General features: G+C 73.3%; 9 protein-coding genes and 1 pseudogene. 8 read left to right on the top strand and 2 right to left on the bottom strand.

Features of this window, described 5'->3' with window-relative positions; all coding sequences use genetic code 11:
• Positions 1–166 precede the first annotated feature (166 nt).
• Positions 167–874, bottom strand: coding sequence for a CBS domain-containing protein (locus E0504_RS29975; protein ID WP_112108934.1), 708 nt, complete (start codon positions 872–874; stop codon positions 167–169).
• 269 nt (positions 875–1,143) lie between these two features.
• Here E0504_RS29975 and E0504_RS29970 point away from each other — a divergent pair, with 269 nt between their 5' ends.
• The gene (locus tag E0504_RS29970) at positions 1,144–1,833 is read left to right on the top strand and encodes a DUF4389 domain-containing protein (protein WP_112108933.1); all 690 of its coding nucleotides are present in this window, start codon (positions 1,144–1,146) and stop codon (positions 1,831–1,833) included.
• Positions 1,834–1,898: 65 nt separating this feature from the next.
• Entirely contained in the window at positions 1,899–3,569 is a 1,671-nt protein-coding gene (locus tag E0504_RS29965; RefSeq protein WP_131626250.1) for a SulP family inorganic anion transporter, read from the top strand.
• A gap of 55 nt (positions 3,570–3,624) precedes the next feature.
• On the opposite strand, the gene E0504_RS29960 is transcribed toward E0504_RS29965, so the two are convergent.
• Positions 3,625–4,458 (bottom strand): PP2C family protein-serine/threonine phosphatase, encoded by an 834-nt coding sequence (locus E0504_RS29960; RefSeq protein ID WP_235014914.1) that lies wholly within the window; start codon positions 4,456–4,458, stop codon positions 3,625–3,627.
• A 374-nt stretch (positions 4,459–4,832) separates the two neighbouring features.
• Between E0504_RS29960 and E0504_RS29955 the strand changes: the two genes are divergently transcribed.
• The 6 genes and pseudogenes from E0504_RS29955 to E0504_RS54400 all read left to right on the top strand — a co-directional run.
• Positions 4,833–6,317, top strand: a complete 1,485-nt coding sequence (locus E0504_RS29955) for a hypothetical protein (protein WP_112108930.1) — start codon at positions 4,833–4,835, stop codon at positions 6,315–6,317.
• Positions 6,318–6,507: 190 nt separating this feature from the next.
• Entirely contained in the window at positions 6,508–8,325 is a 1,818-nt protein-coding gene (locus E0504_RS29950) for a GAF domain-containing protein (RefSeq protein ID WP_112108939.1), read from the top strand.
• A gap of 204 nt (positions 8,326–8,529) precedes the next feature.
• Positions 8,530–9,129 (top strand): HPP family protein, encoded by a 600-nt coding sequence (locus E0504_RS29945; protein ID WP_146776817.1) that lies wholly within the window; start codon positions 8,530–8,532, stop codon positions 9,127–9,129.
• A gap of 145 nt (positions 9,130–9,274) precedes the next feature.
• A complete protein-coding gene (locus E0504_RS29940; protein WP_131626248.1) occupies positions 9,275–10,054 on the top strand; it encodes a CBS domain-containing protein in 780 nt (259 codons plus the stop codon).
• Positions 10,055–10,220: 166 nt separating this feature from the next.
• Positions 10,221–11,099 carry a universal stress protein gene (locus E0504_RS29935; RefSeq protein ID WP_116430191.1) on the top strand — a complete coding sequence of 293 codons (879 nt, stop codon included), beginning with the start codon at positions 10,221–10,223 and terminating at the stop codon, positions 11,097–11,099.
• A pseudogene (locus tag E0504_RS54400) lies at positions 11,054–11,440 on the top strand (cation-transporting P-type ATPase); the annotation flags it as partial. The gene E0504_RS29935 and the pseudogene E0504_RS54400, both read left to right, overlap by 46 nt.
• Positions 11,441–11,470 lie beyond the last annotated feature (30 nt).

Below are 11,470 nucleotides of genomic sequence, written 5' to 3'. Positions count from 1 at the left end.
GAACACCCGGATCTTCTCCATGAGCGCGACGATACGGCCTCGGAGTCGCCTCGCCAATCGGCTTACGCCCGCCAGGACCAACGGGCGCGGCGGCGGCCCTCGCGCCCAGCCGGCCATTCACACCGCGACCGCTGGTCGGGTGACCGCCGCCCGCCTGGACCGCCCGTCAGCGGGCGCTGCCCACCGGCTCACCGTAGTGGTGGATCCGCGCGTCCGGGCCCGGGTGGATGTAGCTCAGTCTGCCGTCCGACCAGCGGACCAGGAAGGGGGGATCGCCGGCAGGCGTCGCGACCTCGAGGATCTCCCCGTCCCGCTTCGGGCCGTTCCCGACGGCGGCACGGACGACGACGGCGTCGCCCACCCGGGCCTGCCACCGGCTGAGGGTCCGGGGCCGCGGGCGCAGCGCGTCGAGCGGCAGGGGCAGGCCCCCCTCATGGTGAGGATGCCCGATCTCCGCTGCGGCGACGGCTCCGAGCGCCGCGTTCCGCGGGCCGGTCGCCGCGGTGTGCGGATCGGCCGCGGCGGCGAGCAGGTCGTCGAGCGCGACAACCCCGACGATGGTGTCCCCGTCGGTCACCACGAGCCGGCGGATCGCGTGCTCGGCGAAGACCCGGGTGATCTCCTCCCATCCCGCGGAAGGCCCGACTGTCACGACGCCGCAGGTCATGACGGCGTCGATCCGGGCGTCGAGCGGGACGGCGCGGGCGACGGCCCGCAACGCCAGGTCCCGGTCCGTCACGATGCCCGCCAGGCGCCCCTCGTCGACCACCAGCAGCGATCCGACACCGGCCCGGTCCATCAGCTCCGCGGCTTCCCGGATCGGGGTCGGGGCCGGCACCGTCACCGGCGCCCGGAACGTGATCTCACCCGTCATGGGGGCCTCCTCCTGCCAACGCCTGCGGCGAACCGCACGGGGGAGCATGCTCACTTCCAGGGGCGGCCAGAGCGGACGTCGCTCCCGAAAGGCACAGGACCTGCGGCCCCCGACATCCCTGCCGAAGGTCGCTGAGTTCGGCCCGTGATCCGGGAACCACTTCCCCGACAGACCAGACGAACCGAACCGAGCAGCGCAACCGATGCGGGAGCCCCGACCACCCCGGCCGGCCCTTCTCCCAGCACCGGAACGCGGCAGCGGGGTGTGTGATGTACGACCGCCCATACCCGATCAAAGTGAATGCCCGCCTCGACGAGCCGCTCTCGCGCTGGCTCTGGCTGGTCAAGTGGTTCCTCGCCATCCCGCACTACGTGGTGCTGTTCTTCCTCTGGGTGGCGTTCGTCGTCCTGACGGCCGTCGCCGGTGTGGCGATCCTGTTCACCGGCCGCTACCCGCGGGCGATCTTCAACTTCAACACGGGGGTGCTGCGCTGGTCCTGGCGGGTGTCCTACTACTCCTACAGCGCGCTGGCGACGGACCGCTATCCGCCGTTCTCCCTCGGCGAGGAGCCCGACTACCCGGCTCACCTCACGATCCCGTATCCGGCCCAGCTCTCCCGCGGTCTGGTGCTCGTCAAGTGGTGGCTGCTGCTCATCCCGCACTATCTGGTCGTGGGGTTCCTCGTCGGCGGCACGACGCTCAGCCACAACGCCCTGCTGACCGCGGGAACGGGCGGCGGCCTGATCGGCCTGCTCGCGCTCATCGCGGCGATCACTCTCGCGGCGACCGGCAGCTACCCGCGAGCCCTCTACGATCTTGTTGTCGGGCTCAACCGCTGGGTGATCCGGGTCGGCGCCTACGCCGCCCTGATGACCGACGAGTACCCCCCGTTCCGGCTCGACTCCGGCGGCGCCGAACCGGAACCTCAGGACCAGCCTGCCCCGAACCCCGCGGTGTGAGAGTCGTCCGGATCACCGGGCCGCTCGGGACCACACCCGACAGCGACCAGGAGTGACGTGCTCCCGTGGACCACCTGCGCCTCCCGCGCCTGCCCCGTTACTCCCGACGGTGGGCGCGGGGGGACGCCGCGAGCGGCCTGACGGTCGCGGCATACCTGATTCCCCAGGTGATGGCCTACGGCGCACTCGCGGGTGTGGCGCCGGTGGCGGGCCTGTGGGCGATCACCCCCGCCGTCGTCGCCTACGCGATCCTCGGGTCGTCGAGGCTGCTCTCGGTCGGGCCGGAGTCGACCACCGCGCTGATGACCGCGGCCGCCGTCGCCCCGCTGGCAGACGGTGATCCGTCGCGGTACGCCGCCCTCGCCGCCGCCCTCGCCGCCGCGGTCGGGGTTCTCGCGATCGCCGCCGGCTTCGCGCGGCTCGGCATCATCGCGCACCTGCTCTCCCGGCCGATCCTCGTCGGCTACCTCGCCGGGGTCGCGGTCATCATGATCGTCGGCCAGCTGGAGAAGGTGACCGGTGTCCCGGTCGAGGGCGGAAGCCTGTTCGGCGAGCTCCGCTCGTTCGCCGGCGCGGTGCACCACCTGCACGGTGGAACCCTCGTCGTGTCGACCGCGTCCCTTGTCCTGCTCGTCGTGCTGCACTGGCGCGCGCCCCGGCTGCCGAGCCCACTACTTGTGATCATGGTCGCGACGCTCGCGGTATGGGCCTTCGGCCTCGACACGCACGGCGTCCGCGTGGTCGGTGACATCGACGGCGGGCTTCCGCACCTGACGATGCCCACGGGCGCCGACCTCGTCGACGTCGCACCGTCCGCGCTCGGCATCCTCTTCGTCGGGTTCACCGACAACATGCTCACCGCGCGTGCCTTCGCCGGACGCGACGGCCACGCGGTCGACGCCAACCGGGAGCTGTTCGCGCTGGGGGCGGCGAACCTCGGAGCGGGGATCGGCCAGGGCTTCCCGGTCAGCAGCAGCGGGAGCCGCACCGCGCTCGCCGCGTCCAGCGGCGCGCACACGCAGGCCTACTCCCTGGTCGCCCTGGGCGCGGTCGTCCTGGTCCTGGGATTCGGACGCCCGGCGCTGGCGATGTTCCCGGTAGCGACGCTCGGCGCGATCATCATCTTCGCGGCGGTCCGCCTGGTCGACATCGCGGGGTTCCGCCGGCTGGCCTCGTTCCGGCGCAGCGAGCTCACGCTCGCGCTCACCGCCGCCGTCGGCGTCCTGGTGTTCGACATCCTCTACGGGGTCCTGGTGGCCATCGGCGTATCGCTGCTGGACCTGCTCGCCCGGGTCGCCCGACCGCACGACGCGGTACTGGGACGGGTCCCCGGCCTGGACGGCATGCACGACGTGGACGACTACCCGAACGCGCACACCGTTCCCGGGCTGCTCGCCTACCGGTACGACTCGCCTCTCTTCTTCGCCAACGCGGAGAACTTCCGCCGCCGGGCGGTCGCCGCCCTCGACGCGTGCGCCGACGACATCGACTGGTTCGTCCTCAACATGGAGGCCATCGTCGAGGTCGACATCACGGCTCTCGACGCGCTGGAGGATCTGCGTGCCGAGGTGACCAGGCGGGGCATCGCCTTCGGCCTGGCCCATGTCAAACACGAGCTGCTCGACGACCTCACCTCGTACGGGCTCACCGCGAGCGTCGGACCCGACATGATCTTCCCCACCATGCGGGCGACCACGGCGGCACACCGCCTGCGCACGGGCGACAGGCTCCCCTGATCACGACCGGCGCACGCCACCGGCCGGCGCTGTCCGACCGGGTCCCGCGGCGGCGTCAGCCCACGCCGCACTGCTCAGCGGCCGCACCGCGCCGGATGATGTCACCGAGCCGGCCGGAATCACCGAGCGCACGGTCGCCATCGTGGCCGTCGACCTCCGGGACGCACGCGAGCACCAGCGCGGAACGATCATCGGGCGCTCGCTGAGTGAACGCGGCGACCTCTGCGAACATGCGCTCGAGGACACCGGACACCGCGGAGGGGCGGCGGCCCCGGCCCGGCGTGCTGCTCCCGGTCTGCCGCCAGCCGGCGTCCACCAGCCGGTCGGGTCCGAACTCGACGCCCGCCGAGTTCCGCGCCTCGGTGAGGCCGTCGGTGTACAGGAACAACGACTCACCTGGGGCGAGCCGCAGCGTCCGGTTCGACCAGATCGCGGCACCGGCGAAGAGATCCGACAGGAGCGGGCCGGTGGGCCCGAGCGACCGGCTCGCCCCGTGGTGACCGGGGGCGGTACGCCCCCGATCCCACGGGCCCCGGGAGCGCAGGACGATGGGCGCCGGGTGGCCGGCGTTCGCGTAGGTCACCGTGCCGTCCGCGGCGGCGACGGCGACGAACGCGGTGGCGTACATCTCGCCCATGTCGCCGAGTTCGGCCACTTCGGCGAGGGCACCGCCGAGAGCCTGGCCCGGATCGGCGCCGTCGAGGAGCCGGTCGCGTAGCAGCCGGCGCAGCACCAGAGCCAGCGCCGCCGCCTGGTCGCCGTGACCGGCGGCGTCGCCCATGCTGACCGCCAGCCGCCCGTCCGCGAGCCGCGCGACGTCGATCCAGTCGCCGCACATCGCACCCGGCCGTGACGGGCTGATCCGCCAGGACGCTCTGATGTCGTTCACGTGCCCACCTCCGGTATCCGCTGCCGGTCCCCGCATCAGGTGACCGGCACGGTCGGGCCCGGGAGACCGATCTCCGCAGGGCCCGCGACCGCCCCGATCTGGATGCACCTGGAGGCGACGCGCTCCCAGAATCGGCATCGCGCCGAACCGGTGAAAGGGACTTTCGGCAGGGCGGAGCCGGGGGAACGTCCCCCGAACGGGGGTGCCGGGAGGTCGGGCCCCGGGCGGGAACCCGCCAGGTCAGGCGGCTCACCGCGGCACCGACGGCCAATCCCGGGCTTCCCCGTTGGTCCCACCGCCCCCGGGACCTTCGCACCCCGGCCGGGCTACTCGAGAACGCTGTACCCGGAGCATCCCGGGGGCAGGGTTGAGGCATGGGTGTGACGACAGTCGCGAACACGGTTCCCGCCTCGGCGGCGCCATCGGCGCGCGTCCGGTCTGGTCTCGGCGGCACGCCGGCGCCGACGCCGGCACCGGCCCGGCTGGTCGAGACGCACACGTCCGTACTGGTCTTCCTGGGTGACCGGGTGTACAAGACCAAGAAGCCGGCCGACCTCGGTTTCCTGGACTTCCGCACCCGAGAGGCACGCCAGGCGGCCTGCCACGCCGAGGTGGACCTCAACCGGCGGCTGGCGCCGGACGTCTATCTCGGCGTCGCCGACGTGATCGGCCCCGACGGCAACGCCTGCGACCACATGGTCGTCATGCGCCGCCTGCCGGCCGCCCGGCGGCTGTCCGCACTGGTCACCGCCGGCGGGGACGTCTGCGGGGAGCTGCGGGCCGTTGCCCGCCTGCTCGCCGACTTCCACACCCGCTGCGACACCTCGGCCCAGATCACCGACGCCGGCTCGCCCGCCACGCTGCGCGGGCTGTGGGACGAGGGCATCCGAGGCGTCCAGCCCTACCTGGATTCCGTCCTCGACGCCAGCACGATCGACGCCATCGGCCGGCTCGCCGGGCGCTACCTGGACGGTCGCCAGCCCCTGCTGCGCGAGCGGCAGCACCGCGAGCTCATCCGCGACGGGCATGGCGACCTGCTCGCCGACGACATCTACTGCCTCGACGACGGCCCCCGCGTCCTGGACTGCCTCGAGTTCGACCAGCGCCTGCGGGTCGGCGACGTCCTCGCCGACGTCGCGTTCCTCGCGATGGACCTCGAACGTCTCGGGCGTCCGGATCTCGCCGCGTTCTTCCTGGATCGTTACCGCGAGTACTCCGCCGAAAGCCATCCCAGGTCGCTGGAGAACCTCTACGTCGCGTACCGGGCGTTCGTGCGCTGCAAGGTCGCCTGCACCCGGCACGCCCAGGGTGACAGAGCCGCCGGCGCCGAGGCACGGGCCCTGGCCTCACTGGCCCTCACGAACCTGCGCCACGGGCGGGTGCGGCTCGTTCTCGTCGGCGGGACCCGCGAGTCGGGACGCAGCGAGCTGGCCGCCGACCTCGCCGACGCGGAGGGATGGACGCTGCTGCGCGCCGAGACCACCGGTAGCGGGCCGGACGACGCGACCGGCCGCACCACCGACCTCGGCTACGACGAGCTGCTGCGGCGCGCGGGCATCGCGGCCGAGCGCGGTGAGACCGTCGTCCTCGACGCGCCGTGGACCCTGCGCCGCGACCGGGACCGCGCCGCGGCACTCGCCGACGCCACCGCGGCGGACCTCGTCCAGCTTCGGTGCGCGCATCCGGGGTACCGCCGGCCCGGCACCCGACCGGCCCTGGCCCCACGGCCCGGCACCCGGCCGGGTGCCGGGCGCACCGACGAGCCGGCCGGCACCGACCCCTGGCCCGAGGCGAAGACCCTCCGCGACGCGCCGGCACCCGACGCCACCCTGCGGGCGGCGCGACGGGCGGCGGGATGAGACGGCGATCGTGTAACCCGCACCCCGAAAGTCGCACCTCGCGTATCGTGCTCGCGTGGCGGCAGGATCCGAGCTCTCGACCTCGCACCGGTCGGGCGGGACACCGGCGGCCGAACCGTCGGCCAGGGAGTCCCCACGCCCGGCGCCGGGCGGACCGGCGCCCACCGGGCTGCCCGCCGGCGACGGGCTGATGTTCCCCACGGTGGCCCGGCTGGAACTCGACGACCTGCTCAGCCAACTCGTCGACCGCGCCCAGGACGTCCTCGCCACCCAAGGCCGGCTGCGCGGCCTGCTGCAGGCGAACCGGGTCATCGCCACCGACCTGCGGCTGCCCGTCCTGCTCCGGCACATCGTCGAGGCCGCAACGGATCTGCTGGGTGCCCGCTACGGCGCACTCGGCGTCGTCGCCCCCGACCGCACCCTCGAGGAGTTCGTCCACGTCGGCATGACCGACGCGGACGTGGAGCGGATCGGCCAGCTACCCACCGGCCACGGCCTGCTCGGCATCCTGATCGACGACCCTCGGCCACGCCGCGCCGACGACATCGCCCATGACCCGGCTTCCCAGGGCTTCCCGGCCGGGCATCCGCCGATGCGGACCTTCCTCGGTGTCCCGATCACGGTGCGGGGCGAGGTGTTCGGCAATCTCTACCTCACCGACAAACGCGACGGCGTCCCCTTCACCGCGGAGGACGAGGAGCTCGCCCTGGCCCTGGCCGCCAACGCCGGGGTGGCCATCGAGAACGCGCGGCTCTACCACGAGTCGCAGCAGCGACACCTGTGGATGACCGCCTCGGCGGAGATCAGCCGCCAGGTGATGGTCGGCGCCGACAACGCGCTCGCCACCCTCGTGCACCGGGTGCAGGAGGTCGCCGACGCCCCCTTCGTCGCCCTCGCGCTGCACACCACGAACCAGGGCACTGCGGACGGAGGCGACCCGAGCAAGGGTGCCGGGAACGCCGAACGCGGGGGAAGGGGAAACGGGGGCGAGTACGCGCGCGTCGCCGTCGCCGTCACGGGGCGTGACGGTACCGGCTCGGCCGCGGGGACCGACAGCACCGCCGCACCGGACGGCCCGGCCCACGCCGGTCTGGGCACCGATGCCGGCCGCGCCGGCCGCCTGATCCCCCTCGCGCACACTCTGACCGGCCGGGTGATCGCCGAGCAGCAGGGTCTTCGCGTCGACGACGCGGAGCTCGACGCGCTCCCCGACGAGCGCGCGGCACGCACTGGGCCGCTCATGGTCGTCCCGCTCGTCGCCGGCGGCGACCAGTGCGGCGGAGCGCTGCTCATCGGCCGCGACCGCGGCGCCCGCGCCTTCACCGACGGCGACCTCGACATGGCGACAAGCTTCGCCGGCCACATCGCCGTCGCCCTCGAGCTCGCCCGGGCCCGAGCCGACCAGGAGCACCTGCGGGTCCTCGCCGACCGCGGCCGGATCGCCCGTGACCTGCACGACCACGTCATCCAGCGGATGTTCGCCGTCGCGCTCGGCATGCAGGATCTCGCCCAGTACGAGAACCCCTCCAACGCCGACCGGCTCAACGGCTACGTCGAGGACATCGACGCGACCATCAAGGACATCCGTCGTTCCATCTTCGAGCTGCGCGGGCAGGGCCCCACCAAGCGCGGCCGTCTCCGCACCGCCCTCGACAAGATCGCGGAGGACGTTCGGCCGGCCCTCGGGTTCGCCCCCGCGATCTCCCTGACCGGTCCCCTCGACACCGTCGCGGACGACCAGCTCACCGACCATCTGCTCGCCGTCACCCGCGAGGCCCTCACGAACACCGCCCGCCACGCCCACGCGACCAGCGTCGAGGTGCGGCTGGCCGTGGACGGGGACATGGTCACCCTGGACGCCGTCGACAACGGGGTCGGCATCGGTGACACCACCCGCCGCAGCGGCCTGGACAACCTGCGCGCCCGCGCCGAGAGCCTCGGCGGCACCTTCACCGCCACGGTGCCGCCCGCGGGCGGCACCCACCTCCGCTGGACCGCCCCTCTCTGACCCCGTCGGCACGCGCCGCCCGATGGCCCGGGCACGGCGCGCTGAACCGCCGGCCCGGCGAGACCGCGGCAACGAGTTCCTTCTCTCCTCCGCCAGGAGGTCGCCATGCCCGAGCGCGGTCCGGCGGACCAGCGACGGGTACAGGACGAGGCAGGGACGAGGCAGGGACGAGGCAGAGAGGACGAGGCAGAGAGGACGAGGACATTGGCGACTCGGAACAGTGCGGCGGGCCGCCCGGAGCCCGCCGAGGCGGCCGGCACGGCCCCGGCCCACGCACCATCCGGCACAGGACCCACCCAGGCGCGGGTGGCGGACGTGCGCGCGGGAGAGATCATGACAACCGGCGTCATGGTGGTGGCACCGGACGACGACGTGATCCTCGCCTGGGAGGTCATGGCCCAGGCCGGCGTACACCACCTGCCGGTCGTCGAGGGATCCAGGCTGGTCGGCATGCTGGACGACCGGCGCCTGGTCTCCGAGTCGGTCGCCGGCCCGCTCGGCCCGCGGCTTCGCACCGTCAGCGAACTCCTCGACCGCGAACCACCCCAGGTCCACGCCGACCAGACCGTCCGCTCCGTCGCCGACTTCATGGCGTCCCGGCACATCGACGCCGTCTGCGTCCTGGACGAATCCGACAACCTCGCCGGAATACTCACGACGGCCGATCTGGTCGACGCGCTGGCCGGCCGCCGCCACCCACGGCGGCCCGGCACGGAGGCGGCGCTGCCCAACCCGATGCTCTTCCGCCTCGTGCCCGTGTTCTCGGCGGCGTCACCGTGCCCGCCTGAGCACGGCGTGGGGTGACCATCCCGAGCAGCGGGCACACCGAAAGCACACGTATGAGCACCACTCGTGACCGTCGGCGTCCGATGTGGCGGGGGAGGCACCATCCACCCCACTGATCGGCAGAGGACGCGGCGGCTGCCCCCACCAGGCAGAGGCGGTGAACATGACCGACATACGCAGCACGATCACCAGGCAACCGGTCACCGTGGACAGCGGCACCTCGATCCGCGACGCGGCCCGCGAGATGGAGCGCCAGGGGGTGGGAGCACTCCTCGTCGTGGAGGACGACAACAACCTGGTCGGGATCGTCACCGATCGCGACATCGTCCTACGCGGTGTCGCGCGCGGTGTCTCCCCTGACGGCCGGATCGACGCGCTCATGACGACCGAGGTGATCACGATTCCCGCCGGCGTCGACGTCGAGCGCGCCTACCGGGTGTTCCGCGACCATGCGTTCCGCCGGCTCCCGGTGATGGAGGGCCGCCGGGTCGTCGGTCTCGTCTCCGTCGACGACCTGCTCATCCGTAACGAACGCCAGGTCGCGGACCTCGTCCACCCGCTGGCCGACGAGGTGCTCACGCCGCGCCACGAGGCCGGTCCGCCGGAGCCCACATCCACGGCGCCGCCGGCCGAGCCCGCCACGCCAGCGGCTGCCGCGCGCGCCTCCGCCGCCGCCGGCGTCGAGACGGAACCCAGCGCGGTGCCCGAGCTTCCGCCGCGGCGCAGGCAGATGCGCGCCGCTCCCGGCGACACGCTGGTCGTGCACCGCGGTGCCACCCGGCAACCGGACCGGACCGGGGAGATCTTCGAGGTCCGCTCGCCCGCGGGCGACCCGCCGTTCGCGGTGCGCTGGTCCGACACCGGTCACGTCAGCTTCATCTATCCCGGACCGGACGCGGAGATACGCCACCACGGCGAGCCCGCCCCCAGCGGCGCCCGATAAAAATCCGCGGCCCGTCAACGGAGCGAATGGGCGGCCTGCCCGCGGGCCAAAGGTCCGGTCGGGCCACCGACCTTCGCCGGTTCGGATGCACCCGTCTCTGCCGCACGCTGGGACCAGCCCCATCGGGCCCACCCGATCGGGCGGTCGACAGATGCAGGAGGCCACCGTGAGCACCGAAAGCACCCGGACGATCCTCGTTGGAATCGATGGCTCCGCGGGATCGGAGGCCGCGTTGCGCTGGGCCCTGGAGACGGCGCGAATCGAGCACCGGCCCGTCACCGCCCTGCTGGGCTGGACGGCCGACGGCCTGCCGCGGCCGGTCTACCAGGCCGCGGCCACCGCCGACTACAAGGGGCTCGCAGCCGCCGCCACCGAGATGCTCGACCGGACGATCGAGCGGGTGCCGATGCCCGACCTGCCGATCGAGCTGCGCAGGCTCGTCGTCGACCAGGACCCGGTGGACGCGCTCGTCGCCGAGGCGAAGAACGCCTCGCTGACCGTGATCGGGGCCCGGAGCCCGGGCCTGGCCCACCGCATCCTGGCCGGTTCCGTCGCCCAGCGGTTCCTACACCACTGCTCCGGACCGGTGGTCGTCGTCCGCGGCACCGCCACCGACGACCTGCCCGACCAGCGGCCGATCGTGGTCGGGGTGGACGGCTCGGCCCCCTCGCAGGCCGCGGTTCGCTGGGCCGAGGCCAATGCTGCCGAGCGCGGCGTCCCGCTGCACATCGTGCACGGCTACCACAGCAACATCACCACGTTGGGCGTGCCCCTGGACGACTTCTACCCCTCGCTCCGCGCCGGCGCCGAGCAGCTCCTCACCGACATCGCGACGGCCGACATCGACGACGAGTCCGATGTCGAGGTCAGCCTGCAGGCGGTCGACGACACCCCGACCCGCGCCCTGCTGAACGCCTCGGCCCACGCGCAGCTCGTCGTGGTCGGCACACGCGGACGCGGTGGCTTCGCCGAACTGGTGCTCGGCTCCACCGCCCACCAGTGCGTGCTGCACGCCGCCTGCCCCGTGGCCGTCATCCACGGCTGAGCGGCCGGGAGGCCGCCCGCCGGCTCGTCGCCGCGGGGCCCAACGAGCTGTCGCGGCGTGGGGGCCGCACCTGGCCGGGTGAGATCGGCCGCCAGCTCCTCCACCCGCTGGCCCTCCTGCTGTGGCTGGCGGCACTGCTGTCGCCGGTGTCCGGCGGTACTGTGCTCGCCGCGGCGATCGTCGCGGTGGTGCTGCTCAACGCCGCGGTCGCCTTCGTCCAGGAACGGCACGCCGAACGCGCGGTGGAGGCGCTGGCCGCCTACATGCCGCCCCATGCGACGGCGGTCCGGGACGGCGAGGCGCGTGACATCGACGTACGCGAGATCGTCCCCGGCGATCTGATCCTGATCGGTGAGGGCGATCGGATTCCG

It is taken from the genome of Parafrankia sp. BMG5.11 (assembly GCF_004337455.1).
This window is presented reverse-complemented; position numbering and strand designations above follow the sequence as displayed.